We start from the raw sequence: 26,983 nt of genomic DNA on the forward strand, positions 1-26,983 counted from the left end.
AATGTCATGCGCCGCCTCCAGCCTTCCCGGTTCCCGGGCGGTTGACCCCGTCCCACCTTCCGGGAATCCTGAGTCATTCCCCGGACGCCACATGCCCTTCCCACTCCTGGCCCCCGCCATCCTGGCACTCGCACCGCCTGCCATCCCGCCGATGGCCCCCATTCTTCCCGTTCAAAAGGCCATCGACCTTCTGAACGCGGGAAAGGTTGGTGAGGCACTAGATCAATTGGATTTGGCCATCGCCCGCGATCCAAAAGATGCCCAACCACTTTGGATCCGGGCCCAGGTATATCGAGAGATGGCCAAGCAATCCAAGGGATGGCCCGCCGCCTGGTACCAGGAGTGCGCCGAGGAAAGCGCCACGGCAATGTTAGACATACAAGAACTCGACAGGAATGCAGCGACGAATGCCATGTTCCTGCTTCAGCACTTGCGGGATGCGGAGCGCCCGACACCTCCTGATCCATCGCCAGCCGCCATCCAGGCCTTCAACGCTGGAGAGGAGGCCTTTGGAAAAGAGGCCTGGGACGAGGCCCGCACCCATTATTTGAAGGCGCTCAAGGAGAGCCCGGCCTTTGCCCAGGCGGCACTCTATATGGGGGACGCCTACTTCGCGGAGAAGCGGATGGAGGATGCCATCTCGTGGTTCCGAAAGGCAGCGCGGCTGAATCCCGCCGACCCGCGCGCCTGGCGGTACCTCGCAGACGCGCAGAAGGCCCTGGGGCGAAAACAGGAGGCCGAGGCAACCATGATCGAGGCCATCAAGGTCTTCCCTGGCAACCGCGCCAGCTGGCAGCCCCTGGCCTGGCATCGCAGGGCTGAGGAACACCCCATGACGCGCCTCGCCTTCAGGCCCGGAGTCATGGTCGGATGGAACAAGGACGGGGCCCAGACTGTGAGCCTCAGTGATTCCCCCGCGGACGCCCAGGCCCAATCCGTCTGGATGATCCTGGCCGGCGCCATCCTCGACAGGATCAGTGTGGATGCCGGTTCTGGTGGAGGCAAAGACACTCCGATCCTCAAGACCCGGTTCCAGCAGGAGCGCTTCTTTTGGGAACTGGGCCTGAAGGCTTATGCCGAGGCGTGTCAGAAAGCCGGAACCGAGCCCAAAGATCGAATCCTTCGCCAGTTCCTGACCTTCCAGAAAGAGGGTCAACTCGACGCAGCCATCTTCCTGCTGCGCTACCGCGAGACCTTCCGGCCTGATTACGAGGCCTGGCTGAAAGCCAATCCAGGAGCCGTGGAAGCGTTCCTGAACCGCTACAACATGCGCCCCTAGATCGCGTCACCTGATCGAGCCGGAAGAATCTCTGCCGGCCCCATCTGGTGGCGCGGGCAGGAATCACCCCAGCGACTGGATGGCCCGTACTTTCATCTCGCCGCGCAGGGTCTCGACGGCTTCGCAGGCGGCGAGGGCGGCGCTGAGGTTGGTGAGGCAGGGGATCTTCAGGCGCAGGGCCTCGCGGCGGATGGCGCTCTCGTCGAAGAAGGCGTCGCGGCCCAGGGGCGTGTTGATGACCCACTGCACCTCGCCGTTCTTCAGCAAGTCCACCGCGTTGGGCCGGCCCTCGTTCACCTTGAAGATCTTGCGGACCTTGAGTCCGGAGGCTTCCAGCGTGCGGGCCGTGCCTTCCGTCGCACAGAGGCCGAAGCCGAGCGCCACGAGCTTCTGGGCCAGCTCCGGCAGGCGGGTCTTGTCCTTGTCGTTCACCGTGAGGAACACGGTGCCCGACAACGGCAGGGGAATGCCCGCCGCCAGCAGGGCCTTGGCGTAGGCCTCGCCGAACCCCTCCCCGATGCCCATGACCTCGCCGGTGCTCTTCATCTCCGGGCCGAGCACCGGGTCCACGCCCGGGAACTTGGCGAAGGGGAAGACCACGCCTTTCACCGACACGGCGCGGGCCACGCCATCCGTGACGCCCTGCTGCTTCAGGCTCTGGCCCAGGCCGATGCGGGCGGCGACGCCGGCCCAGTCCATGCCCGTGGCCTTGCTCACGAAGGGCACCGTGCGGCTGGCCCGGGGGTTGGCCTCCAGGCAGTAGGCGATGCCGTCCTTCACGGCGAACTGCAGATTCATGAGGCCGCGCACGCCCAGGTCCAGGGCCAGCTTCCGGGCATAGCCCTTCACGGTCTCCAGGATGTCCTCGGGCACGCCGAGGGCGGGGATCACGGCGTAGCTGTCGCCGCTGTGGATGCCCGCCTCCTCGATGTGGGCCAGCAGGCCGGCGATGACCACCTGCTCGCCATCGCACACCACGTCGATGTCCAGCTCCTGGGCGCCATCCAGGAAGCGGTCCAGCAGGATGGGCTGGTCGTTGCTCACGGCCACGGCCTCCCGCATGTACTTCTCCAAACCGGCATCATCGAAGACCACGGCCATGGCCCGGCCGCCCAGCACGAAGCTGGGACGCACCATCACGGGGTAGGCCAGCCGCTGGGCGATGTCCTTGGCCTGCTCGTAGCTGGTGGCCATGCCCCAGGCCGGCGCCGGGATGTCCAGGCGCCTGAGGGCCTGACCGAACCGCTCGCGGTCCTCGGCGTCGAGGATCGCGTTGAGCGGTGTGCCCAACAGCTTCACCCCCGCGGCGTGCAGGGGTCCAGCCAGCTTCAGGGGCGTCTGTCCCCCGAACTGGGCGAAGACGCCCAGGAGCTTGCCGCCGGCGGCCTCGCGGTCGACCACGGCCTTCACGTGCTCGTAGGTCAGCGGTTCGAAGTAGAGGCGGTCGCTGGTGTCGAAATCCGTGCTGACAGTCTCGGGGTTGCAGTTGATGAGGATGGCCTCCACCCCGCTGGCGCGGATGGCCTCCACCGCCTGCACGCAGCAGCAGTCGAACTCCACGCCCTGGCCGATGCGGTTGGGGCCGCTGCCCAGCACGATGGCCTTGGGGCGGTCCGTGGGTTCCGCTTCGCTGTGGTCCTCCCAGGTGCCGTAGAGGTAGGGCGTCTCGGCCTGGAACTCGCCGGCGCAGGTGTCCACCCGCTTGTAGGCGGGATGGAGCCCCAACGAGGCCCGTCGCGCAGCGACTTCGGCTTCCGTGCCCGAGCAGAACACGGCGATCTGGTCGTCCGCGAAGCCGGCGCGCTTGGCCTTCTCCAGCAGCTCCTCCGGCAGCCGGTCCACGGGGAAGCTGCGGAGGCGGCCCTCCAGCACCACGATCTCCTCGATCTCGCGCAGGAACCAGGGTGTGATCTTCGTGAGACGGTGCAGCTCCTCCACGCTGTGGCCGGCCTTCAGCGCGTGGTAGACCCAGAAGATGCGCTGGGGCCCGGGAATGAGCAGGTGTTCCTTGAGGCGGCCCAGATCCAGCTTGCCCTCCAGGGCGCCGGAGATGCCCCTGTGGCCTTCCTCCAGCGAGCGCACGGCCTTCTGCAGGGCCTCCTGGAAGCTGCGGCCAAGGCTCATGACCTCGCCCACGCTCTTCATCTGGGTGCCCAGCACCTTCTCGGCCTGCGGGAATTTCTCGAAGGTGAAGCGGGGAATCTTCACCACCACGTAATCCAGCACCGGTTCGAAGGCCGCCTTGGTCATGTGGGTGATGGCGTTGGGCAGCTCCCAGAGCCGGTAGCCCAGGGCCAACTTCGTCGCCACCCAGGCGATGGGGAAGCCGGTGGCTTTGGACGCCAGCGCGGAGCTGCGGCTCACGCGGGGGTTCATCTCGATGACGATGATGCGGCTGGTCTCGGGCTCCAGCGCGAACTGGATATTGGAGCCGCCCGTCTCCACGCCCACGGCGCGGATGACGGCCAGGGCCGCGTCGCGCATGCGCTGGTACTCGGGGTCCGTGAGGGTGAGCGCGGGCGCGACCGTGATGCTGTCGCCGGTGTGGATGCCCATGGGGTCCAGGTTCTCGATGGAGCAGATCACTTCGACGTTGTCGTCGAGGTCGCGCACCACCTCCAGCTCGAACTCCTTCCAGCCCAGGATGCTCTCCTCGATGAGCACCTGCTTGGTGGGGCTCAGGTCCAGGCCGCGCGCCACGATGGTCTCGAATTCGTCCACGTTGTAGGCGATGCCGCCGCCGCTGCCGCCCAGGGTGAAGCTGGGGCGGATGATGGCGGGGAAGCCCGTGAGCTTGAGCAGGTCGCGGGCCTCGCCCATGTTGTGGGCGAAGCCGCCACGGCAGGTCTCCAGGCCCAGGTCGTCCATGAGGGCCTTGAAGAGCTGACGGTCCTCGCCGCGGTTGATGGCCTCGGGCTGGGCGCCGATGAGCATGACGCCCGTGCGCTCCAGCAGCCCGCTTTCGTGGGCCTCCATGGCGAGGTTGAGGGCCGTCTGACCGCCTACGGTGGGCAGGATGGCGTCGGGCTGCTCGGCCTCGATGACCTTCTCCAGCACCGCCAGCGTGAGCGGCTCGATGTAGGTGGCGTCGGCCCGGCCTGGGTCCGTCATGATCGAGGCCGGGTTCGAATTGAGAAGAATCGTTCGAATGCCCTCCTCCCGCAGGGCCTTCAGCGCCTGGGTCCCCGAGTAGTCGAACTCGCAGGCCTGCCCGATCTGGATGGGCCCCGAGCCCAGCACCAGCACGCTCTTCAGATCCGTCCGCTTAGGCATGGTGGACCTCCTGGAGCATGGCGACGAAGCGCTGGAACGCCGGATGGGCGTCATGGGGGCCCGGTGACGCCTCCGGATGGTGCTGCAGGGAGAAGATCGGCAGCTTGGTGTGCCGCAGGCCCTCGACGGTGCCGTCGCTGAGGTGCTTGTGGGTGACCTCGATCTCCTTCGGCAGGCTGGCCTCGTCCACGGCAAAGCCGTGGTTCTGGGCCGTGATCTCGATGCGGCCGGTCATGAGGTCATGCACGGGCTGGTTGGCGCCGCGGTGGCCGAACTTGAGCTTGAAGGTGCGGCCGCCGAAGGCCTGGCCCAGCAGCTGGTGGCCCAGGCAGATGCCGAAGATGGGCAGCTTCCCGATGCAGGCTTCCACTTCCTTCTGCATGCCGGGCAGCGCCGCGGGATCGCCGGGACCGTTGCTGAGGAAGAGGCCGTGGAAGCGCTTGGCGGCCAGCTCCGTAGCCGGAGCGTCCCAGGGAAAGACCTCCAGGTGCAGGCCCACGGCCTCCAGTTGCCTCAGGATGCTCAGCTTGATGCCGCCATCCAGCACCGCCACGCGGAAGGCGCCGCCGGGGTTCAGCTCGTAGCGCTCCTTGCAGCTCACTTCGGCGCAGAAGGCCTGGCCGGTCATGTCCGGCAGGGCCCTGGCCTTGGCCACGCCGGCATCCAGGCTGCCGTCCAGCTCGGTCCAGATGAGGGAAGGCTGGGAGCCCTGGTCGCGCAGGTGCTGAGTGAGGGCCCGTGTGTCGAGGTCGGTCATCACGGGGATGTGATGGCGCTTGAGCCAGCCCGCCAGGTCGCCCTCGGAGCGGGTGTGGTCCGGCGCGAAGGTGAGGCGGCGGCAGAGCAGGCCCGTGGCCCAGGGCCGCGTGCCTTCATTGAGGTCGGCGTGGATGCCGTAGATGCCCTGCTCCGGAAAGGTCATGCAGACCATCTGCCCCGCGAAGCTGGGATCCGTGAGGATCTCCTGGTAGCCGGCCATGGCCGTGGTGAACACCGCCTCGCCGCCCCCGCCGAAACCCAACGGCGCGCGCCCCCGGAAAATGGTCCCGTCCTTCAGGATCAGGTGCGCTTGCATGTGCGTCCCCCGCTCGGCGGCTCTGCAAAAACCCCGCGGGGGCCAGGCCACCGCGGGGTCGTGAGAATGACATCGGTCCGAAGGACCAAAGTGAGTGTAGCGACCCTCAAAACCGAGGATCAGCCTTTTTGTTCAAGGGCTTTTCAGCCATACTGCTCCTTTGTTTCCGAAGTAGACGACACGGTTTCGGCCACACTGGATCCATGTGGAGCGGCGACGACATCTACTTCATGAAGCTCGCCCTCGAGGAGGCCGAGAAGGCGGATCGCCTGGACGAGGTGCCCGTGGGCGCCGTGCTGGTGTCTGAAGGTGCCCTGCTGGGCCGTGGCCACAACCACCCGGTGAAGCTGAACGACCCCACGGCCCATGCGGAGATCCAGGCCCTGCGCAGCGCTGGGGCCTGGGCGAAGAACTATCGACTCACGGGGGCCACGCTCTACGTGACGCTGGAGCCCTGCCTCATGTGCTTCGGCGCCTTGATCCACGCTCGCGTGGGCCGGGTGGTGTTCGGCGCCCCGGATCCCAAGGTCGGCGTCAGCCGCTGGCTGGACACGCTCGATGGCGCGGCCCTGAACCATCGGTTCACGTTCGAGGGCGGCCTGCTGGAGCCTGAGTGCCGGGAGCAGCTCCAGGCCTTCTTTCGGCGGCGGCGCGCCTAGCGCTGTGGGTCAACGCTCCGGGAGCGGCTCTGGGGACGAGACCAGGAACAGGTTGGGGACGTCCCCGGCGGAATAGCCTTCCTCCGCAGGGAAGAACGCGGCCGTCAGCGCCCTGAGCAGGCTGGGGCGCGTCACGCCCTCCCCCTCGGACCAGAGAAAGGCCACCAGGGGCGACGGGTGAATCGGGGTCGGGCTGGTGGTCGCTGAGGCGCGCATGGACCTGGGCAGCACCTCCAGCCTGGCCGGACCACGGCTCCGCCCGGCCTTGCTGAAGGCCTGGGCCTCGCGGAATCCGGGATGGGCCGTGGGGGCCACGAAGACCTTGGCGATGGCCCAGCCGGGTTCGGGAAACCGGAGGGGCGCCACCAGGGCGATGTCCTTGCCGAAGGATACGACCATCCCGGGGGCCAAGCGGCGCCCGCGGATCCGCAGTTCGGTCTCCTCGCCGGGACGTACCACCGTGGGGACCACCTCATCGACCTGGGGGGCTTCTTCACCACCCAGCTTCACGAAGTAGCGGATCTGGGGCGGTTCAACGTACACCTGTGGGGAGAGGATCCTCAGGGTGACCCAGTGTTCCCCAAGAGCCGTGGTGGGGAGCGGGAGCATGCTGCGGGAATCCAACGTGACCGTCCCTGCGAAGGCCAGCTGCGTCGCAAAGGTGCCCAGGGGGATGCCATCCACCACCCACTGGGCCTGGAGGATCCCCGTGCCCTCGAACTTCAGATCAGCAAACACCGCCAGGGGGCTGAAGCCCTGCTCCACCGACCTGTCCACGCGGCCATCCTCCCACCGCAGGCGCAGCATGGAGATGGTGAACGGAGCCGAGGGACCCAGGCGGGTCGCCACGAGGATCGGTACCTGGACGGTGGCTGGAAGCCCCGCGCCCGCGGCGTAGGGATACGACGCACGCACCGTGTAGGAACCCGTCCGCGCATAGACATGGGAGGCCACGATCCCGCCGCTGAGGGGCTGGGTCTGGTCTCCGAAATCCCAGGAGACGGGCCCGACGGGGGGGTAGGTCGGGGAAAGCACAAAAGTGGCGGGTGCCCCGGCGACCGGGACACCCGGGGTGACCGTGATCGTCCCCTGGGCCCGAAGTGCAAGAGCGCAGAAAAGGGTGAGGGTGATGAGGAGGGTTCGCATGGGGCTGCTCCTCAGTACGAGATGTTCAGGAGAATGGAGACCGTGTTGTCGTTCCCCGGAATGACGACTGCCACCGGCGCTCCTGGGGTGGTTCCCCCCGTACCCGTTCCTCCCGTGCCGGTCCCGGCCAGGGGCGGGGCCATCAGGCTGGGAGTATGGGTGTAGCGGCCCTTGAGGCCCAGGCTCGCCCGGCCACGGCCCTTGAGGAAGGTATCCAGGAAGAAGCGCAAAGTGCCCTCGGCCACGGAGTTCTCCATGACCTCGCCGGTGACGAGCACGGTCCGGGAGATGCCGCCGTTCAGGAGGAAGCCCAGAATGCCGGGGATCAGGGCCACATCGGCATTCAGGAAGGCGTTCTCCATGGTGGTCTTCTGGTCGCCGGGATCGCTGAGGGTGCGGGACCAGCTCAGGTTCGGGGATAGCCGCACCCGCTGGCCCAGCGCCAGACTCCCGCCCAGGGAGAAGGTGGTGCTGCTGCCCGTCGTGTCGCTGGCCCCTTCCGAGCGGAGCCGATCGAACTGGGCGTTGAAAGCCAGGCTGGAGGCGGGCGGCAGCACCAGATCGAACCCAGTGGTCAGCCCGGAGCGTTTGCTGTTGCTGAAGGGGATGAGCGGATTGGAGATCAGCTCGGCCTCCTGGTGAGCCTGCCGGAGGCCCACTCGCCAGAACAGGGTCTGGGTGAGCCCCACCCGCGCATCCAGGCTCTCGGACTGGTTCCATGCCTGGTCCAGGCCTGGCTGTCCGGTGGGGTTGGTGCGCTCGTCGATGGCGGTGGCGCTGAGGCTCCAGGTCGCCCGGTTGAAGCCGACGCTGCCGTTCAGGGTGCGGCGATCGCCGACGAAGAAGGCCACGCCCACGGTGCCGAAGTCCCGGCCCACATCGTGGTAGCCCAATTGGGCAGTGAAGGGTCCATCGGCCCAGAAGCCGCTCAGACGCCAGGCCTGGTCGCTGAAGTGGGAGGCCTCGTTCAGCAGATCCTTGGTGAAGAGGCTGCGGGCGTACTCTCCGGACAAGGCCAGCCGGCTGTCAAAGAATCGTCCGTCCAGGACCAGGGCCCCCGTGGACCCGTCCCGCACGGTGGGCGCGTAGGCGGACACCAGGTTCATGGCGGTGGCGGGGTCGTCCTTCCCCGAAAGGAAGACCACTTTGGCCCGGAGGTTGCCATTGAGCCACCCGTAACCCAGGGACCCGCCGTAGACCTCACTGCCCTTCACGGGCCAGACCAGGCCCTCGGTTCCCGAGTGTGCCTGGGTGTTGAGCGCGAAGAGGTGGGCCCCCAGCGGCTGTCCGGCATAGGCGTAATCCAGGCCCCGCCGCCCCGCGCCGGCCAGGGTGAACTCGGATTCCTGGACGACCATGTCACCCAGCTGGACCTTGTGACCATCGACCGCGTAGGCCGCCTGGAGGTCGCCCAGGCTCCAGCGCGTCTGGCCTCCGAAGGGCTGGTTGGTATAGACCACCCGGGCGTTCAGCAGCACCTGCTGGCCCGCCTCGTCCTTCTGATAGGCGAACCGGATCTGGCCCGACGCCAGATTCCGCGGCTCGCCGGGTACCGGATTCTGGTGATGGGCCACCCGTTCATAGGCACCGTCGACATAGATGGGGCCATGGACTGGGGGCTGCCCACCCGGGACCGAGCCTGTGCCGGCCCCCGTATCCGGGCCCATGAGCACCGGCGGCGCCTGACCCGCCTGGGCCTGGGCGGCGCCCGTCCCGGTCGCGGGCGCCGCGAGCGTGCCCGGCATCTGCAGGCTGGCAAAGGCGGCGGGTGCCTCCTTGGGCAGGTACTTGATGCCGGAGGGCGTGCGCAGAGCTGCGTAGTATTCAAGCTTCGCCCCGCTGGGAACCGTGGCCAGCAGCTGGCCGGCATAGGAGACCCCATCGGGACCGGCATCCAGGTTGAAGCTGGAGAACTCCTCCTCTCCCGCGACGCGGTAGAAGACCACCACCCATTCCGTTCCCGCAGGCGCCGTGGCGGTCCCCTGGAGGGGTCCGCCGGGTGCCGAAGGCGGCTTCAGTTCGAATCCATCCTCGGCCGCCACCGCGATGCAAGCGGCGGTGGCGGCCAGGGTGAAGGCCCGCAGAGAACGGTCGATCAAGCATGCCTCCCAGACAGGGGGGAAACCCTGGGCAAGGTCCTACTGCTCACGCGCGGCGAGACCGCGCGGGCCCCCGAGGTGGCCCTTGATGACCGGGTCACCGTCGAGCATGGCTTCGACTTTCCGGAGCAGCGCCGGATCCTTGGCGAACCGCGTGCGGGCCTCGTTCAGCAGAGCCCGCCTCTCGGCCTCCGCCTCGGCCCCCGACTTCCCGGCAAAGCGGCGGGAGATCTCGGCGTCCACCCGGGGCTTCGCCGCGGGGTCCACCTTGGGGGCTGTGGCCTGGATGCGCTTGAACTCCTGCCAGGGACCCTTCAGCTTGGCGCCCATCTGGGTGCCGACGGTCTTGGCGGTCAAGCGCGAGGCCGCCGTCCGGTTGAAGGGCGCCATGGCCATGGTCTTATGCTGGTTCAGGTTCAGGGCCATGATCCCCGGAGCGGGCGCAGCCCCGGCCACATGGAGGGTAAAGGCGCGCACATCCAGACGCTGGCGCGGGATCAGGGCGTTAAGCGCATCACAGGAGGACTTCGTCTTCGCGCGCTGGACCTTCTGCATGGCGTCGGCGATCTTCTTCGCCACGGCGGCGCGGTCCAGGGCGTCCTGGATGGGCCGCTGCGCCTGATCGAGGGTGGCTTTGGCCTGCGACATCACCGCGTCATGCACCTGGGTCATGGTGGTGATGGCCTGGGTGGTGATCTGGGTGATGGCGTCATCCACGATCCGGCTCGGATCGAAGATGCGCTCGGGATGGTTCACCAGATCCGTGAGCATGTTGCCCAGCGTCTGAAGCGGGGCCAGCAGGGCGGTCTGGGCGATGTTCGCGGCGGAGGAGGCGGCGGAGGCCGCCTGCTGCTCCGCCTGAGTGGCGAACTGGCGAACCTGATTGATGGGCTGGGTCACGTCGGGGCGCAGGGCGTCGATGGCCTCCTTGGCCCTCCGGAGGGCATCCTGCACCTCCTGGGGTTCGGCCGGGAGATCGATTCGGGCCATGGAGCCCGTTGCGGCCGTACCCGCGGCCACGGGTTTCGGCGTGGCCGCCGCGGGGCGGACTCCCGGAGGCTGGACGCCCGCCACTCCGGCCCGCGCTCCCGCGCCACCGACCGGGGCCATGGCCCCGGTCACCACATGGGGAGCCATCACCTGCGGCCGACTGCCCTCATTGACTACAGATTGGGCCAGCTGGACCGCGGCGTTGAAATCCCCTTCGGCCTGGCCGGCCAGGTTGCGCAGATCCCCGGCGGCACCGTTCAACTCCGCCTTGGCGAGGTTGACGACATCGGCAGCCTGCTGTCCCAGGGTCGACACCAATCGCCCGACGTTCTGGATGAGGGAGTTGATGCTGTTGATCAGGCTTTCGAGCGCACAGGTGAGACCCCCCGAGGCCACGGCGCCGACGCAGCTCCAGAAGTCGTCGCAGCAGGCCTGGAGCGGAGTGGCGAGCGGGAACACGCTCACGAGCGCCATGGTGGCGATGGAATAATGTCGAAATTTCACGAAAACCTCCCTCGGCAGGGCCCGGGGGAGCCGTCGAAGGGATCGGTAAACCCGAACCGGCGGACTCTCTGCGGGCGTTAACCTTGCATCTCAATGTCAGGCAATGCCTGCCGATGGTCGTGCGAAGGAGACCGTGAGTCAAGGGTTTGAATGGTATTTTTCACGAGTCTAAATTGTAGACGACCTTAAAGTTATCTTTTCACATTCGGGATATCTATCTGATACCGGTGCCCCTGGCCTCGAGCATGCGGACGGCAAAGGTGGCCAGCCAATGCTCCCCTTCGTAGCTGCCGGTGGCCAGATTGGGTAGCGAGGCCCGGGCGTGCCGGTCGGCGCAGCGGATCAGGGCCGCCCGCCGGGGGTCCTTCGGTCCGAAGGTCCGGGCCAGATCGTACAAAGCCCGGGCGCGGCTCAAGTTCAGACCATCCAGATGGACGATCTTGGGGTCTGTCCGGTCCGAGACCGTCGCGGGGGCCAGCGTGCCCGGCAGGCCGGGCAGGAAGCCGTCCAGCCAGCGGTGGAACCGGTCCCGGGGCAGCAGGCGGGCCATGAGGGCGACCTCTTCCAGGCAGGGCGACAGGAAATCCTCCCCGCCCGGCTCCCACGCGAGGGGCCCGTGGCGGTCCTTCCCGAACCAGCTGAGGGCACGGTCCAGGATCGCCGCCTCCAGCCGGGTGTCCTTGGCGACCCGCGCGTAGTCCAACGCCAGATCCAGGCTGAAGGCCGAATTGGGATGCACGCCGGTGCGGATCGGATAGGTCTGCTTCGGCAGGAAATCAAGGAAGGCCGCGGAGACCCGGTCGGCGAGCGGCTGCAGGGCGGCGGACCAGCGCCGGGCCTCGGGTGCATCCCAGGACCTCAGCTCCGCCGTCAGCTTGAGCAGCCAGGCCCAGCCATAGGTGCGCTCGAAGCTCCGGCGCCCGGACTGGCCGAAGTAGGCCACCTCGGCGGCGATGCGGTCGGGCGTCAGGTTCTCATCCAGGACCGCGCGAATCTCTGCGGCCCTGGCCATGCCGGGATGAGTGCGCAGCAGGCGCACCAGCATCCAGTGCCCGTGGACCGAGGAGTGCCAGTCGAAACAGCCGTAGAACGCCGGGTGCAGCGCCTTCGGGGACTTCACCTCCTCTGCCCCGTTCATCACGTGATCCAGCTTGTTCGGGTACTCCTGCCGCGCGCATTTCAGCGCCAGCGCGGCGAAGCGGTCCGCCGCCGCGTCCGTCAACGCCAGGTCAGCCTCCTGGGCCGTCAGGGCGACTCCCGCCAGCACCAGCCCCAGCATCCAAGCCCTTGCAGCCATCACCGCCTCCCGGATGCTGGATTCTAGCGGGCGGTTTGCTAGAATGAGCGTCCCGGAGAGATGGCCGAGTGGTTGATGGCACCGCACTCGAAATGCGGAGACGGGGAAACCTGTTCGGGGGTTCGAATCCCTCTCTCTCCGCCACCTTGCGCCCCGCCCTGCGGGGCGCACTGCATTGCCCGCGGAGGCACGATTGGAAAATCGTGTCACACCGTGATCCCTGTCACGTCCCGGGCCACCGGCCGGCCGGTACAGTTGACGGAACCGCCCCGGCTGACTGGCCGGGCATACGGAGGTTTTGTGGACGCACTGCTCGAATCCCTTGAACCGAAAACGTTCTGGTCCTATTTCCTTGAATTGTCGAAGATCCCCCGCGGGTCCAAGAACGAGGCCGCAGCCGCGGCCTGGGTGGCGGATCAGGCCAAAGCTCTGGGTTGCGAGGTGGAGCGCGACGAAGTCGGCAATGTGATCATCCGGAAGAAGGCCACGCCGGGGAAGGAAGGCCGGCCCACCGTCTGCCTCCAGGCCCACGTGGACATGGTCTGCGAGCAGAACGAGGGCACCGGCCACGACTTCCTGAAGGATCCCATCAAGGTCTGGAAGGACGGAGACCTGCTCCGGGCCAAGGGCACGACGCTTGGCGCCGACAACGGCATCGGCGTGGCCGCGGCCCTGGCGGTGCTCGCCAGCAAGGACATCGCCCATGGCCCTATCGAGGCTCTGATCACCATCGACGAGGAAACCGGCCTCACCGGCGCCAACGGGCTCCAGCCCGGCCGCCTCCAGGCGAAGTTCCTCCTCAACCTCGATAGCGAGGAGGAGGGCTACCTCACCATCGGGTGCGCCGGCGGCGAGGACACCATCGTGACCCGCAAGCTCACCCGCACGGCCGCGCCCACTGGCACCAAGGCCTTCCGGCTGAAGGTGTTCGGCCTCCGGGGCGGCCACTCCGGCATCGACATCCACGCCGGCCGGGGCAATGCCATCCGCATCCTCGCCCAGGTCCTGGGCACCCTGAAGCCGGCCTTCGCGTTCAGCCTGGCCGCCATCAAGGGTGGCAACAAGCGCAACGCCATCCCCCGTGAGGCCTCGGCCCAGATCTTCCTGGATCCCGCGCAGGAGCAGGCCTTCAGGACGGCCCTGGCGGAGCATGAAGCGCACTGGCGTGCTGCCCTCGGTGCCCACGATCCCGGCCTCCACCTGGCTCTGGAAGCCGGGGAAGCCACCCAGGTCATGTCCAGCGCCGACACCGATGCCCTGATCCGCCTGTTGCTGGCCCTGCCCCACGGCGTCGAGGCCATGAGCCCGGACATTCCGGGACTGGTGCAGACCTCCACGAACATGGGCGTGATCGAGACCCGCGAGGATGAGGTGGAAGTGAACCTCCTCACCCGCAGCTCCATCAACGCCTCGAGGGCGGCCCTGTCCGAGCGCATCGCCGCCACCTGCGCCCTGGGCGGGTTCGAGTCCCACGTCACCGGCGGGTACCCCGGCTGGAAGCCCGAGCCCAAGGCCTCGCTGGTCCGCATCGTCAACGAGACCAACCAGAAGGTGTTCGGCAAGCCGCTGGAGATCATGGCCATCCATGCCGGCCTGGAATGCGGCCTCATCGGCGAGAAGTACACCGAGATGGAGATGGTGTCCTTCGGTCCCAGCATGTGGGACGTCCACACTCCCGATGAGCATGTGAGCGTGCCCTCCGTGGGCAACTTCTGGAAGCTGCTGGCCGCTGTCCTCGAGGCCGTGTAGCCCTGCCGATCACGGCCCTTGGCCAGAGCCAGGGGCCGTGATAACCTTGCTGCTTCCGCCTCCGCGCGGAGCCACGGGAGAGTTGTCCGAGTGGCTGAAGGAGCACGATTGGAAATCGTGTAACGGTCAAAAGCCGTTCGGGGGTTCGAATCCCCCACTCTCCGCCAAAAGCGCCCGCCATCGGCGGGCGCACTTGTTTGGCGGAGAGTGGGGGATTCGAAGTCACTGAAATGCTGGCAGGTAGCGGCCCCTGGGGACAGCCCGGGGGGCTGTCGGAAGGGATCAGCCGCGTGCCAGCATTTCGTGCGGCCGGAGGGGACGCCGCGCAGCGGTGGCCCCGGAGGGAATCCCCCAGAATCGTTCCGCCTCACCCATCGGCGGGCGCACTTGTTTGGCGGAAAGTGGGGGGGGGTCGAAGTCACTGAAATGCTGGCAGCTAGCGGCCCCTGGAGACAGCCTGGGGGGCTGTCGGAAGGGATCAGTCGTTCCGGTGGCCATCATCCCGCTCGTGACCCCGCCCATGGTGACCGCGCCCACCTGATCCCCGGCCATGTTCCTGCCGCCAGCGGCTGTAGTCCTCGCCTTCCTCCATTCTCTGATGAGACCAGTGTCCCGGCTCGTAGCGATAGGCTTCGCCCTCGTGTCGGTACTGCGGCCTGACCCAGCTTGAACCGCGGACGGGCTCTTCCCAACGTCCCGGGGCCCAGGCCCAGCGATCGTCCTGGCGATCCCAGTAGCCATTGATCCAGACATAGTTCCCGCTGGGCCGCGACATGCGGACCTCCACTTGGGGTGGCGGTGGCGCCTCGGGGGCGATACGGATACGGACTGCACCGAAATCCAGGCCTACGCGGATCTGGGCGCTGGCGGGAACCCAACCGACCGCCATGAGCGCTGCGGGTAGAACCAGTCTTGCCAAATGTCTTTGCATGAGGGGCCTCCTCGACCACGCACTGAACTTGCAGATGCCATGCCAGAGCATTACCCGCTGCCAGCAAAGGCGCTTAGGACCCCGCTCAAGGGGCGGCCATGGGTGGGCCCCATCATGCTGATGTCTTGGCTCCATCAATTCGATCAGTTGATGTACCCGATGGGAACCGGCTTCACCTCACCTCAAAGCCAGTAGGCGAGGAGCCTCGCAAACCACTCGGTGAATCGCTGGCCTACCGGGCGATGCTTCCATTGCGCGAGGGTGATCTCGTTGGAATCCTTCAGATCTTCACCGAAGGCATCTTCCATCTCCCGCCCGAAGCCGTCCCCCATGACGACCACGTTGACCTCCTTGTTGTGGAGGAAGCTCCGCATATCCATGTTGGTGGAGCCGACCGTGGACCAGCTACCGTCGATGACGGCGGTCTTGGCATGCAACACCGAGCCCCTCAGTTCATGAACCTTGATGCCCGCCCGCAGCATCTCGGTGTAGAAGGAACGCCGGGCATGGGTGGTGAGCCAGCTGTCGGAGGCCTTGGGCAGAATGATCTTCACGTCCACGCCACGTCTGGCCGCCTCCAGGAGCGCCTTCAGGATCTGGACATCCGGGATGAAATAGGCCGCGGTGATGTGGATGGATTTCGTGGCGCCCTGGATGGCCAGGAAATAGGCCTTGAAGATTTCGTGGTTGCTTCCCGGCTCGCTCCTGAGAACCCGCAGGACCTTGTCTCCCACGGGTGGTAGCGCAGGGAAGTAGTCTCTCTCGGGCAGGTCTCCCTCTTTCTGGCTGGCCCAGTTGTCCAGGAACATCCATTGCAAGGCGGCGACGGCCGGACCCTCGATCTGGATGTGGGTATCCCGCCACCCCGCTGGAGCGGTGCCCTGGGGTGGAGACCGGAACAGCGAGCTGCGGGAATAGGCCGCCGTGATGTTCACGCCACCCGCGAAAGCCACCTTGCCATCCACCACCAGGATCTTCCGGTGGTCACGGTTGTTGATCTGCCAGTTCCAGGGGCGGTGGAGAGGGCTCACGGGATGGAAAGGGAGAAGGCGGATGCCCGCTTCCTGCATGCGGTCGAAAAAGGCCTGCGGGGTCCCCAGTGTGCCGACGCAATCGTAGATGATGCTGACCTGGACGCCTTCCTTCTGCTTGGCGATGAGCCGATCCGCGAACGTCAAGCCCAGGGGGTCCTGATCGAAGATGTAGGTCTCCAGGTTGATGGAGTCCTTGGCACCCGATACCGCAGCCGTCATCGCGGAGATGGTCTTTGGGCCGTCGAAGAGGAGGGTGACCTTGTTCCCCGCGATGAGGGGCCGCCCTGTGGCAGCCTCCTCGAGCCCGGCCAGCGTCTTGGCATCCACCTTGGAATGGCCGAGGCGCTTGGTGAGCAGGGACGAAGCCTCCTCGTGGCTGAGGGTTCCCTGGCCATCGACAACGCGCGGTGTCACCGGTGCATTGAGGGGCGCCTTCAGGTAGTTCACTTCAGGCAGGCGTGCACAAGCCGAGGCGAGAAGGCACGCGAGGGTGAGGCCCACCCACTCCCATGCTCGCGCCCAATCGTGCGGCCGGTGCCGTGGATGGGAGAGCCACCGGGAAACAGCGTGCGCCTGGAAAGGATGGGTGCTCACGAGGAGGTTGTCTTCCCGGGGCCCAGCTGGGCCAGAAGCTTGAGCTGTTCCTTCTGGATGGCCAGCAGTTCCTCCCACTGCGTCTCCCGGAGCAGGTCCATTTTTTCGTGCAGCAGCATGATGTCCAACTCGGCCTTGAGGTTCACTTCGTAGTCGTGTTCGGCGTGGATCCGGTCCTTCTCCGATTGGCGGTTCTGGGACATGAGGATCACCGGGGCCTGTATGGCAGCCAGCATGGAGAGGAAGAGGTTGAGGAGGATGTAGGGGTACGGATCAAACGTTTTGCCGCGGTTCATGAGGAGGAACGCGTTGAGCCCGACCCAGACGACCATGGTGCCGGCGAAGAGCCCGACGAAGATCCAGGATCCCCCGAAGGAAGCCACGGCATCCGCGGCACGCTGGCCGACGGTGCTGCCGGCATCGACTTCCTTCGTGATGTTCCGCGTGATGTGCCTTCGCCCGGCCACATGCCGCGCCACTTTCTGCGTCCGCTCGTCCAGGGCTTCGAAGGGCGTGCCCAGCAGCTTGGCCGCGATCTCATGGGGTTCGCGCATGGTGTCTCCCTGGGGAATCCTTCGGTTGGCTCACAGACCGGTCTCCTGTGGCTAGGGAAGGTTCAACCCGGCTGGTGGCTGACCGACATGGCCCCTCTGGGCCCGGAGACGGCGCTTCCGGAATCAAGCCAGTCCTTCAAGGCCTCATTGAAGGCATCGGCACGTTCGAAGGCCACGAGATGGCCCGCCTGGGGGATGACACGGAGCTGGGCGCCGGGTATGGAACCAGCCAAGACTGCCGATTCACTGGGCGGAATGACCGTGTCATCAGCGCTGGTGATCACAAGGGTGGGAACCCGGATCTGGCCGAGTCGAGCGCTCGCATCCGGCCGATCAGCCATGCCCCACAGAGCCCCCATGACCCCATCCGGCTTGGAAGAGGCCATGAAGCCGTGGACGGATGCGGCCATGGCCGGATCCTCATTGCTCGCAGAGAGCATCTTGGGCGCCATGGCATCCACTACCGTCGAAACGCCATCCGTTCGCACCTTTTCAGCAGTGGCCCGGCGTGCGGCGGCAACTTCGGGTGCATCCTTGCCGGCCTTCGTGCCCACCAGCACCAATCCGCGCAACGCGTTGGGATACGCCGTGGCGAAGGCGAGCGCCACATAGCCGCCCATGGAATGGCCCACGAGGACGACCGGCCCCGTGGACAGACGCTGCATCAGGGCATGGAGATCCTCGGCGAACCGGCTCATGGAGACCGGTCCTGGCCCAGACGCGCTTTCGCCCAGGCCCCGCAGATCCGGTGCGACTACCCGGTAGTTTGCCTTGAAGAACGCCACCTGCTTGGACCAGGTGGCCCGGTTGAGGGGAAAGCCATGGACGAAGAGCAGAGGAGTGCCCTCCCCCTCATCCGTATAGGCGATCCGGATGCCATTGATGTCTTTGAACATGTTGCCTTCCCTTCAGTCACCCCCGCACGGGAGGCCATGGATTCTTGGATGCTCCGTGAGATCTTTCAAGGGGAATGCCCTGGCAGGTCAGGCAGCGACATGGGCTGGTCGGGCTCAGCCCGCGCCTCCCGACACGGGTGGCGAAGATCCATGGGCAGAACCTCCGATCGGTCAGCCGCGCAGGTCGTTGGCCGCGTCGGTCACGCCACGCTTCAGATCGCTGGCAGCAAGCGCAGTCCGGCCCTTCAGGCCGTCCCAGGCCTCGCTTGCATCGTCGGCCAACTCCCCTGTTCTGCGCTTCGCGCGGTTGGCGAGGTCCTTCAGATCTCCGCGAAGTTCGGGGCCGGTCTTGGGTGTGGTCAGGGCCACCACCACCGCGCCGACAGCGGCACCGGCGAGGAAAGTCAGCAACATGGGGCCGTAGGAGGAAGTCTTGGATTCGGTCGTGGTCATGGTCTTTGTCCTATTCAGGTTCGTGGGCGGTTGACTTGCTCTTGAGGAAGGCCAGCGCGGCGCTGATCCCTCCGATGAGGCCTCCGATGTTCCTGGAAGCCGACTCGATGGTGCTGCGAAAGTGGGTATGCCATTCCTTCACGGTGGCCCCCACTTCCCCGATCGATTTGGCGAAGGTTGAGAACCCGCCCAGGGAATCGGTGAGGGAGCCCGCCAGGTGATCCATGCGCAACCGGGAGGCGTGCACATCTTCCGCGATCTGGGCCAGATCCTTGCTTGTGGAGAGGAGAAACAGGTCCAGGCCCTGGGCCGTCCGGCGCAGCTGGATGAGCAGAGGCACCAAGCCGACCGCGAGGGCGATCAGGACCAGAATGAGCGTGATTTCGAGTGCGATGGGCATGGGCGCCTCCATGGGTGATCAGGCTTCCTGATGGGCGGATAGCATCCAAAGGGCCTTGTCCATGGCGCGGCTCACGGATGTGTAGAGATCCGCTGTGTCCTGGTCGCCCAGCTTCTCTGCTTTCCGGATGGCCTGGCGGACTCGGCTGGTGTATTCCCCAAAGCGATCCACCAGGGCATCGACGTGAATCCTGCTGCTCTTGGCATCCAAGGGATATTCGTCGAGTTGGGAGACAGCTCCTGCCACCCGGACAGTGCCCAGGGCCTGTCCGCCGATCGTGACGGCCCGTTCGGCAAAGTCATCCACATGGGTGGCCAACTGGCTGTGGAGACTATCGAACAGCAGGTGGAGGCTATAGAAGTTGTAGCCCTTCACATTCCAGTGGGCCTGTTTGGTCTGATAGGCCAGATCGAGCGTGTCCGCCAAGGCCTGGTTCAGCAGGGCCACCAATTCCGCGGTGGTCTTCTCGTCGAACATGATGTGTTCTGCGATTGCGGGATGTTTGCTCATGTCTAGCTCCTTGGAAGATCATCCGGGCTGGCTGGGCCCCCCATGGCCAACGACTGGCGGTGCAGATCAGTATTTGAAGGCAGGATCCTGAACGATCGCTGTGAAATTCATCCAGCTTCTCTCGGTGCTTACCTTCACGTTCTGCCAGGCCTCATCGCTGGCGCCCCTCAAGCTGCTCAGGTGATGGTTGGCCATATCGAGTTGATGCTGCAGGGCGTCGATGGACTGGTCGAACCGAACCGCGTCATCGATTCCCACAGGCCTGGCTTCGGCCCTGAAGACAGCGATGCCGGCCTTCCATCGTGCCAACTGAGCCTCGAGTTTGCTTTCGTAGAGCCAGCGATTCTGGAGCATAGAGGCCCCTTTCAGAGGATCTTCCGACCCTGGATGGCCCGGACGAGAACGACAATGATGGCGAGGACCAGCAGGATGTGGATGAAGCCACCCATCGTGTACGCGCTGACGAGGCCAAGGGCCCAGAGGACGATCAAGACAACTGCAATGGTCCACAACATGGTTCCTCCTGTGAGGTCATGAACCCCGGCCCGCTGAAAGCATCAGCGGGCCGGGGATGAAGGTTCAGGACGGCTTGACGGTCATCTGGTTGACCACGCGCTTCACGCCATTGATGTCCTCGGCGAGCTTGGACACTAGATCCCGCTCAGCGGCGTTTTTGGCCTCCCCGTGCAGGGTCACCACACCGTTCTTGGTGACCACTTTGGTGGCCAGGGCATGGGTGGACTTGTGGAACAACAGGGCCGACTTGACCTGGGCCGTGATGGAGGTGTCATCCACCTTCTCCCCCAGCGTCCGATGGGCGCCCTTCGTGACGACGAGGTTGTTGCGAACCTCCGTGACGCCCTCCACATCCTTGGCATATTCGCCGGTGAGCTGCTTCTGGGCTTCGGAATCGGCCTTGCCGGTAAGGGTGACGACGCCATTCTCCGTCTTCACTTCAGTGGCTGTGGCACTGACATTCCGATGGAAGGCCAGGACACCTTTCACTTTCATGGTCATCCAGCCGTCTGAATGTTCCGAGGGCTGGTCGCCGACGACCGTGAGCTGATTGTCCACACTCTTGACGCCGGGCAACCCGCTGACGGTGTCCTGGGCCAGGGACTTGTGGTAGTCGTGGGCGACGGTGCCGGTCAGAGTGACCACGCCGTTTGAAGACTGGACCTTGATATGGTCGTCCTTCAGGTAGGTCTTGAAGTTGTAGCTGCTCTTGGCGGAGGCCTCGATGCGATGGTCCTGGTCAGCGGCCTGGAGGGGCAGGCCGACCATGATCAGTGCTGAAGAGGCCAGGAGGGCGGCGTGGATATCTAGCTTGATGTGTCGCATGTTGCTCTCTCTTTTCTGCCCCTTGGGGCTACTGGTTGAAAGGCCGCGGCCTTTTTCTTGCGTTTGGTGGTGTTGGGGAAGTTGATGAAGAGGTTGACCCGGTGGTTTCCCTGCTGCCCCTCGGGGTCGTGCTGTAGACGGAGCGCCTCGTCCTCACGAAGCTCTCGGCCGCCATCCGAATGGGAGCCCACCGGTGCGAGGCCCGTCAGCATGGCGGTCCAGAACACGACCCGTCGAACAATTGCCTCTCGAGACCTCAAGGTGGGACTCCTCATCTGGAGTCCTTCAGCGCAGGATTCGCGCCAAATGTTTACATCTATTATTTCTATATTTAAATAAGGGCTACATCATTAGCGTGGTGGTATTCTCCATCAAGATGAAAGACCACTCCTTCAGTCCGAAGGATGAAGGCCACGGATGCGCGCCGACGATTTGGACCACAAGGAATTGTTGGAACTGGATCCACAGGGTGGGGTGATCCGCTTCGCCGGGCAGCGGGCCATCCTGCTGGACGCCGTGGCGATGGGGCTCCTGCGCAAGTACCTCGTCGAGAACTTCGGCATCACCGCCGCCCGGACGGTCCTGACCCAGTTCGGCTTCGCCCACGGCTGGCGGATGGCCGAGGCCATGAAGACTGAATTCAAATGGGATGACGAAGGCGAGTGGCGTCGGGCCGGCAATCGCATCCACACCCTTGGGGGCCTCTTCAAAGTCCAGACGGAGGGCAAGGATCCTCTTTCCAAGGAAGGGATGATGCTCGTGACCTCCTATGAGGCCGAACAGCACCTCCTGCACTTCGGCCGCGCCGAGGCGCCCATGTGCTGGACCATCTGTGGCCTCATCAGCGGCTATCTCAGTCGAATCGCCGGCCAGGAGGTCTTCGTCCTCGAAGACCGCTGCCAAGGCAAAGGCGATGCGGGTTGCCACCTGTTCGGACGCACCCGCGAGGAGTGGGGTGACGCACGGGCTGAAGAACTGCGCTTCTACGACAAGAGCCGGTTGTCGGATTGCCTCGATGTGTCGATCCACCGCGTCACGGAGACCTTGAAGGCGGCAGAACGGAAAATCAAGGAACACCGCCAGGCACTGATCGGCACGGCCCCGGAGGGAAGTGAACCCGTGTTCGGGATCGTCGCCCGGAGCTCGGCCATGAGACAAGTCGTGGACCTGGCCCGGCGCGTGGCCAAGGTTGATTCTACGGTCCTCATCACGGGGGAAAGCGGATCGGGCAAGGAGCGGATCGCCCGGCTGGTCCACGATGAGTCCACACGGGTGGCCGGGCCGTTCATTGCGGTCAACTGCGGCGCCATCACCGAGACCCTCCTGGAGAGCGAGCTCTTCGGGCACGCGCGCGGCGCTTTCACGGGTGCGACCCATGACCGGCCGGGCCTGTTCGAGTCAGCGAATGGAGGTACCCTGCTGCTCGATGAGGTCGGTGAGGTTTCGCCGGGCATGCAGGTCAAGCTGCTGCGCGCGCTCCAGGAACGGGAGATCCGGCGGGTCGGCGAGAACAAGAACCGGAAGGTGAATGTGCGCATCCTTGCCGCCACCAACCGGGACCTGGCTCTGGGCGTCACGAATGGCACCTTCCGCCAGGATCTCTACTATCGGCTCAAGGTCGTGGAATTGCATGTGCCGCCCCTCCGGGAGCGCCGGGATGACATCCTGCCCCTGGCCAGGGTGCTGCTCGCCGGGTCGGCGCTGTGGATGAAGCGCAAGATCTCGGGCCTGACTCCGGGCGCAGCCGATCAGCTCCTCCGCTACGCATGGCCGGGCAATGTGCGCGAACTCGAGAACGCCATGGAGCGGGCCGTCGCGCTCTCGCCGGGCACCCGCGTGGAACTCGAGGACCTGCCAGAAGAGGTCCGCCAGGCCTGCCCCATCCCCGTGGCCACCGATGGGACGGTCAGGCCGCTGGAGGTCATCGAGAAGGAATACATCCTCGCGGCCCTGTCCCTGAACAACGGCAATCAGACGCGCACGGCCGAGCAGCTCCACATCGGATCCGCCACGCTTTACCGCAAGCTCAAGAGCTATGGATTGATCGGCGGAGAGAAGGCAAACCGCCAAGGCGCCTAGGATCTGTTTTCAAAGTGGTGTGTGGCCTCGACAGGGAGGCCGCCGATGCTCGCCGGTGGCTCACCAGGTTCTGCGCAGGGTGGCGACGAAGTAGCTGATCATGTCCTGAGCGCCCCGCTGGAGGAGTTCCCACCGCTCACCGTGAGTCGGCGTGGCCCGCAGCAGGGGGCGTGCTTTCAATGATTCGACCCTCGGCATGGCTTGGGGCACGAACGCTTGGCTTCGCAGGATCGGACTTGGTGGTTGCATCGCTCACCTTCTCTCTTGATGAGCATCCAACAGCATGAATCAGTCCAAATCGTAAGCTGTTGTATTAATTGTATATATAGACACGTTTTCACCCGATACATTCGAGTGGTCAGTCAAGATGAGGCAGGATGCCGATCAGATTGAACGGCCAGCCTGGGCTCGATCCGGCGGTGTCGGAACCGTCGGGCCGCCAGCGTCATCCTAGAAATCGCAGACGATGTTTCGTTTGTGGACGACGCTGGAGACCTCGGTCCCGAGGTCAAGTCCGATGCGCAGCTTCAATTTGTACTTGCTGTGTTCGTTGAAACGATCCACGGCTTCGACGATGTCCAGGGCCCTCTGCGAGGCCTTGATCGTATGTTCGATAAGCGGATCGGACAAGCCGACGGAAGCCAGATAGGCATTGCCAATGGTCCTGGTCTTGTCCAACCCGGACCCGCCGCCCTGGGTATCGAAGCGGGAGGCCATTTCGTCGAGCACCCCCAGCAGGACTTCGGCGTTCGCCCCCTCCACGAACCTGGTGAACGCCAGGATGTCCGCGAACAGCAGGGTCACTTCCGCGTAGCTTTCCGTGACCAGTTCTGTGAAGGTTCCGCCCTTGACCTCGGGACGCCCTTCGAGGCGCTCGGCCAGGGAAGAAGGCAGCACGTTGAGCAGCAGCCGCTGCGATACTTTCTGCTCCGCAGCGATCCGTTCGTACAGTCCCTTCATTTCCTGATGAAGCAGGCGGACTTCGAGCATGTTGTGAACCCGTAGCAACACTTCGGCCAGATCGAATGGCTTGCTGATGAAATCCTTGGCCCCGGCTTTGAGTGCCCGCAGCTTGTGCCCAGGCTGCGCCGTGATCACCAGGACGGGAAGGTAGCCGCCCTGTTCAAGGTCCTTCAGGTTCTCCATCACCTGGAATCCGTCCATGCCCGGCATTTGAAGATCGAGCAGGATCAGATCGTAGTGGTTGACGAGGTGAAGCTCGCAGACCTTGCCAGAATCCAGAGTGGAGGTGATAGCGGTATAGCCGGCGCCACGGAGCATCTGCTCGAGCAGGAGCACATTGGCCTCCTGATCGTCGACGACCAGGATCTTGCCGTGGAGGATGTCGGTGGGACTGATCATGTGTGCCTCGATGTCGTCGTTGCGCGTTCCAAAGCCACGTCCATCGTCGCCATGAACTCGGTGACGTTGATCGGTTTCGTGAGATAGCGGAAGAAACCCGCGTCCAGGCCCTTCTTGATGTCCCCGAGCATGGCATTGGCACTGATGGCCACCACCGGAATGTGCGCGGTCGCGGGATCTTCCCGCAAGACCTTCAGGGCCTGGATGCCGCTGATCCCAGGCAGGTTGATGTCCATCAAGATCACATCCGGTTGTCTCTCCCGTGCCAACTCGATGCCCAGGCCCCCGTTCCCCGCGCTCAACAGGCGCAGATCCGGCCGGCGTGCGATGAGCTGTTCGACGAGACTCAGGTTGGCCGGGTTGTCCTCTACGTACAGCAGAGTCCGAGGCGGCGTATCGAGCCGAATCGGAACCTTCACCAGGGCACCGACATCAGCTTTATCTTCCGCAAACTGGGGAGCCGCCACCGAGTTCAGCTCGCACCAGAACCGGCTGCCCACGCCGACCATGCTTTCCACGCCGATCGAACCGCCCATCAGCTCGACCAGCAGCTTGCTCATCACAAGGCCGATGCCCGTGCCCTCTTCTCCGCCCTGTTCCTGCCCCAGGCGATTGAAGGGCTGGAAGAGCTGCCTCACCTTATCGGGAGGCAATCCATGGCCAGTGTCCCTGACGTTGATGCGGATGCGGCCGGGAGTGGTCGTGACACAGTCCACGATGACCGTCCCTTCTGGCCGATTGTATTTGATCGCGTTCGACAGGATGTTGATGAGGACCTGCTTCAATCGGATCCGGTCGGCCCGTACGAAGGCGGGATTATCAAACCGGGGAAAGGTCATTTTGAGGCCCCGCCTCGCGCCCTGGGGTTCGATCATGGCCTGGCAATCGAGCATGATATCCGCCAGAGATACGGGTTCCTCCGAGAACGACAGTTTCCCGGACTCGATCACCGCCAGATCGAGGATCTCATTGATGAGCTCGAGCAGATACCACCCCGCGTGCAGGATCTGATCAATGCTCATCTTCTGGGGGGCCGTTGGCGGCGGGGTTTCGGAATCCATCAACTGGGCGAAACCCAGGATCGCGTTGAGAGGTGAGCGGAGCTCATGGCTCATGCTGGAGAGGAATTCGGATTTCGCGAGGTTCGCCTTCTCGGCAGCGATCTTGGCGCTCATCAGTTCAGCGTTCTTGTCCTGGAGGGCCTGGTCGAGCAGGGTCCGCTCCTCCTCGATCCGTTTGCGCGCCGTATTGTCGGTGCCGATCAACAGGTAGCCGATGATGGCCTCCTGCGGGTCGCGGAGCGCCGTGACCGAGACCACCGCCGGGAACCGGCTGCCATCCTTCCGGATATAGGTCAGTTCATAGATGTCCTCGATGCCGCGCGAAGCCTTGAACACCAGGGCATCGAAGCCCGGTGCGATCGGGGTGCCCAATTCCTGGCTCAGGGCTTCCGCCCGCGCGATGACTTCCTTGGGATCGGAGATGTCGGCGGGGGTGATCTTGTTCATGACCTCTGCAGCCAAGTAGCCCAGCATCCGTTCCGCGCCGACATTGAAGATCTGGATGACACCCCTGGCATCGGTCGCAATGCTGGAGAAATTGGCGCTGTTGAAAATCGCATTCTGCAGGGCCCCGGCCTTCAGCAGGGCCGCCTCCGCCTGTTTCCGGGTGCTGATGTCACGCAGAATGCCAGTGAAATAGCGCTGGTCGCCCAGCCACATTTCGCTGACAGCGATCTCCAGGGGGAAGCGCTGACCGCCCTTGCGCAGGCCCAGCACTTCGCGACCAAGGCCATTGGCCCGGGCCTCATCGCTCGCCCTGAAATACTCGAGGGAACCCGATGCCTGGTCCCGGTCCAGCTCGGGTATCAGCGAACTGAAGGGTTGTCCGATGAGCTCAGCCGCGGCATAGCCGAACATCCTCTCCGTGGCTGGGTTGACTGTCTCGATGATCCCGCCGCGGGCCTGGAGGGTGATGATCCCGTCCACCACAGTGTTGAGAATCGTCTGGATCAGGGCCGTCGAATCGCGTAGCGACCGCTGCGCGGCGTATTCCTCGGTGACGTTGCGGAACACCAGCACGGCCCCGGTCACCCGTCCGTCGCGATCGCGGATGGGCGCGCAACTGTCGGCGATGGAGCATTCCCCGCCATCCCGGGCGATCAACACCGTGTGGTTCGCCAACCCCTGTACCGTGCCATGGGCGAGGGTGTCCATGACCGGGGCCACAGCGGGTTGGCGAGTCTCCTGGTTGATGATCCGGAATACCTCATCGATGGTGTGACCCGCGGCCTCGGCCATGGTCCACCCGGTGAGCTGCTCTGCGATGGGGTTCAGGATCCTCACCCGTCCCTCGGCATCCGTGGCGATGACCGCGTCGCCGATGGAATTGAGGGTGACGGCCAGTTTCTCTTCGCTTTCCTGAAGGGTCGCATTGATCTGCTGAAGCCGGCTGTTCGACTCTTCCTGACTTCTGAGCAGGCGTTGCGTCTCCAGATGGGCGAGGTTCCTGGTCCGCTGCTGCGTCTTCCGCAGGGCCACCGCCATACCGCCGGCGAGGCTCGGAAGGGTGTGAATGTGGATCTTTCTGGGCATGATCGACCTCTGGGAAACCGCGAAAAGTCCTGCGGATCGCGAGACCGGAGGTGCGAAGAATGCCTCACCTGTTTATACGCCCATTCGGCAGCAGATCAGCCTCGCTGCGGAAATGGGCCGGGATGGACTCGCGGTGCTTGCGGCAAGACCCGTTGCGCCGAACA

At 65.0% G+C, this 26,983-nt stretch carries 22 protein-coding genes and 2 tRNA genes; 6 read left to right on the top strand and 18 right to left on the bottom strand.

The window, feature by feature from the left end:
- The first annotated feature begins 412 nt into the window (after positions 1 to 412).
- The gene (locus NOV65_RS04885; protein WP_257304815.1) at positions 413 to 1,279 is read left to right on the top strand and encodes a tetratricopeptide repeat protein; all 867 of its coding nucleotides are present in this window, start codon (positions 413 to 415) and stop codon (positions 1,277 to 1,279) included.
- A gap of 63 nt (positions 1,280 to 1,342) precedes the next feature.
- Here NOV65_RS04885 and carB read toward each other — a convergent pair whose 3' ends face one another.
- Together carB and carA are read right to left on the bottom strand one after the other, a co-directional pair.
- Positions 1,343 to 4,552, bottom strand: a complete 3,210-nt coding sequence (gene carB, locus NOV65_RS04890) for a carbamoyl-phosphate synthase large subunit (RefSeq protein ID WP_257304819.1) — start codon at positions 4,550 to 4,552, stop codon at positions 1,343 to 1,345.
- Positions 4,545 to 5,627, bottom strand: a complete 1,083-nt coding sequence (carA, locus tag NOV65_RS04895; RefSeq protein ID WP_257304820.1) for a glutamine-hydrolyzing carbamoyl-phosphate synthase small subunit — start codon at positions 5,625 to 5,627, stop codon at positions 4,545 to 4,547. The genes carB and carA overlap by 8 nt, the downstream gene beginning before the upstream one ends.
- Positions 5,628 to 5,830: 203 nt before the next feature.
- Here carA and tadA point away from each other — a divergent pair, with 203 nt between their 5' ends.
- Complete coding sequence (gene tadA / locus NOV65_RS04900) at positions 5,831 to 6,286, top strand: tRNA adenosine(34) deaminase TadA (RefSeq protein WP_257304821.1); 456 nt, start codon at positions 5,831 to 5,833, stop codon at positions 6,284 to 6,286.
- A 9-nt stretch (positions 6,287 to 6,295) separates the two neighbouring features.
- Here the strand turns inward: tadA and NOV65_RS04905 are convergent, their stop codons facing one another.
- The 4 genes from NOV65_RS04905 to NOV65_RS04920 all read right to left on the bottom strand — a co-directional run bounded on the left by NOV65_RS04905 (position 6,296) and on the right by NOV65_RS04920 (position 12,322).
- The gene (locus tag NOV65_RS04905; protein ID WP_257304822.1) at positions 6,296 to 7,432 is read right to left on the bottom strand and encodes a PKD domain-containing protein; all 1,137 of its coding nucleotides are present in this window, start codon (positions 7,430 to 7,432) and stop codon (positions 6,296 to 6,298) included.
- An 11-nt stretch (positions 7,433 to 7,443) separates the two neighbouring features.
- The gene (locus NOV65_RS04910) at positions 7,444 to 9,531 is read right to left on the bottom strand and encodes a hypothetical protein (protein WP_257304823.1); all 2,088 of its coding nucleotides are present in this window, start codon (positions 9,529 to 9,531) and stop codon (positions 7,444 to 7,446) included.
- 39 nt (positions 9,532 to 9,570) lie between these two features.
- Positions 9,571 to 11,025, bottom strand: a complete 1,455-nt coding sequence (locus tag NOV65_RS04915) for a hypothetical protein (protein WP_257304825.1) — start codon at positions 11,023 to 11,025, stop codon at positions 9,571 to 9,573.
- A gap of 214 nt (positions 11,026 to 11,239) precedes the next feature.
- Complete coding sequence (locus NOV65_RS04920) at positions 11,240 to 12,322, bottom strand: DUF2891 domain-containing protein (RefSeq protein WP_257304826.1); 1,083 nt, start codon at positions 12,320 to 12,322, stop codon at positions 11,240 to 11,242.
- Between the two features lie 54 nt (positions 12,323 to 12,376).
- On the opposite strand from NOV65_RS04920, the gene NOV65_RS04925 reads away from it, so the two are divergent.
- The 3 genes from NOV65_RS04925 to NOV65_RS04935 all read left to right on the top strand — a co-directional run bounded on the left by NOV65_RS04925 (position 12,377) and on the right by NOV65_RS04935 (position 14,238).
- Positions 12,377 to 12,466: transfer RNA gene (locus NOV65_RS04925), tRNA-Ser, on the top strand.
- Positions 12,467 to 12,622: 156 nt separating this feature from the next.
- Positions 12,623 to 14,071: an aminoacyl-histidine dipeptidase gene (locus NOV65_RS04930; protein ID WP_257304827.1), complete on the top strand. Its 1,449-nt coding sequence runs from the start codon at positions 12,623 to 12,625 to the stop codon at positions 14,069 to 14,071.
- Between the two features lie 76 nt (positions 14,072 to 14,147).
- Positions 14,148 to 14,238: transfer RNA gene (locus NOV65_RS04935), tRNA-Ser, on the top strand.
- A gap of 311 nt (positions 14,239 to 14,549) precedes the next feature.
- On the opposite strand, the gene NOV65_RS04940 is transcribed toward NOV65_RS04935, so the two are convergent.
- The 10 genes from NOV65_RS04940 to NOV65_RS04985 form a co-directional block, all read right to left on the bottom strand.
- The gene (locus NOV65_RS04940; RefSeq protein WP_257304828.1) at positions 14,550 to 14,960 is read right to left on the bottom strand and encodes a hypothetical protein; all 411 of its coding nucleotides are present in this window, start codon (positions 14,958 to 14,960) and stop codon (positions 14,550 to 14,552) included.
- A 224-nt stretch (positions 14,961 to 15,184) separates the two neighbouring features.
- On the bottom strand, positions 15,185 to 16,537 hold the full coding sequence (cls, locus tag NOV65_RS04945) for a cardiolipin synthase (RefSeq protein WP_257304830.1): 1,353 nt from the start codon (positions 16,535 to 16,537) through the stop codon (positions 15,185 to 15,187).
- Positions 16,538 to 16,626: 89 nt separating this feature from the next.
- The gene (locus NOV65_RS04950; RefSeq protein ID WP_257304831.1) at positions 16,627 to 17,184 is read right to left on the bottom strand and encodes a DUF1003 domain-containing protein; all 558 of its coding nucleotides are present in this window, start codon (positions 17,182 to 17,184) and stop codon (positions 16,627 to 16,629) included.
- Between the two features lie 62 nt (positions 17,185 to 17,246).
- Positions 17,247 to 18,080 (bottom strand): alpha/beta fold hydrolase, encoded by an 834-nt coding sequence (locus NOV65_RS04955; protein ID WP_257304833.1) that lies wholly within the window; start codon positions 18,078 to 18,080, stop codon positions 17,247 to 17,249.
- Between the two features lie 171 nt (positions 18,081 to 18,251).
- Entirely contained in the window at positions 18,252 to 18,533 is a 282-nt protein-coding gene (locus NOV65_RS04960; protein ID WP_257304834.1) for a YtxH domain-containing protein, read from the bottom strand.
- Positions 18,534 to 18,543: 10 nt separating this feature from the next.
- The gene (locus NOV65_RS04965) at positions 18,544 to 18,933 is read right to left on the bottom strand and encodes a hypothetical protein (protein WP_257304835.1); all 390 of its coding nucleotides are present in this window, start codon (positions 18,931 to 18,933) and stop codon (positions 18,544 to 18,546) included.
- 18 nt (positions 18,934 to 18,951) lie between these two features.
- Positions 18,952 to 19,443: a DNA starvation/stationary phase protection protein Dps gene (gene dps / locus NOV65_RS04970; protein WP_257304836.1), complete on the bottom strand. Its 492-nt coding sequence runs from the start codon at positions 19,441 to 19,443 to the stop codon at positions 18,952 to 18,954.
- A 66-nt stretch (positions 19,444 to 19,509) separates the two neighbouring features.
- Positions 19,510 to 19,797, bottom strand: a complete 288-nt coding sequence (locus tag NOV65_RS04975) for a sll1863 family stress response protein (RefSeq protein WP_257304837.1) — start codon at positions 19,795 to 19,797, stop codon at positions 19,510 to 19,512.
- 11 nt (positions 19,798 to 19,808) lie between these two features.
- Positions 19,809 to 19,958, bottom strand: a complete 150-nt coding sequence (locus tag NOV65_RS04980) for a lmo0937 family membrane protein (RefSeq protein WP_257304838.1) — start codon at positions 19,956 to 19,958, stop codon at positions 19,809 to 19,811.
- Between the two features lie 64 nt (positions 19,959 to 20,022).
- Positions 20,023 to 20,784 carry a BON domain-containing protein gene (locus NOV65_RS04985; RefSeq protein ID WP_257304839.1) on the bottom strand — a complete coding sequence of 254 codons (762 nt, stop codon included), beginning with the start codon at positions 20,782 to 20,784 and terminating at the stop codon, positions 20,023 to 20,025.
- A 417-nt stretch (positions 20,785 to 21,201) separates the two neighbouring features.
- Here NOV65_RS04985 and NOV65_RS04990 point away from each other — a divergent pair, with 417 nt between their 5' ends.
- Positions 21,202 to 22,863, top strand: a complete 1,662-nt coding sequence (locus NOV65_RS04990) for a sigma-54-dependent Fis family transcriptional regulator (RefSeq protein WP_257304841.1) — start codon at positions 21,202 to 21,204, stop codon at positions 22,861 to 22,863.
- A gap of 450 nt (positions 22,864 to 23,313) precedes the next feature.
- On the opposite strand, the gene NOV65_RS04995 is transcribed toward NOV65_RS04990, so the two are convergent.
- Positions 23,314 to 24,225, bottom strand: coding sequence for a response regulator (locus NOV65_RS04995; protein WP_257304842.1), 912 nt, complete (start codon positions 24,223 to 24,225; stop codon positions 23,314 to 23,316).
- Positions 24,222 to 26,819 (bottom strand): PAS domain S-box protein, encoded by a 2,598-nt coding sequence (locus tag NOV65_RS05000; RefSeq protein WP_257304843.1) that lies wholly within the window; start codon positions 26,817 to 26,819, stop codon positions 24,222 to 24,224. The genes NOV65_RS04995 and NOV65_RS05000 overlap by 4 nt, the downstream gene beginning before the upstream one ends.
- Positions 26,820 to 26,983: the final 164 nt, after the last annotated feature.

The organism is Geothrix campi (genome assembly GCF_024609265.1).
Taxonomy (GTDB): domain Bacteria; phylum Acidobacteriota; class Holophagae; order Holophagales; family Holophagaceae; genus Geothrix; species Geothrix campi.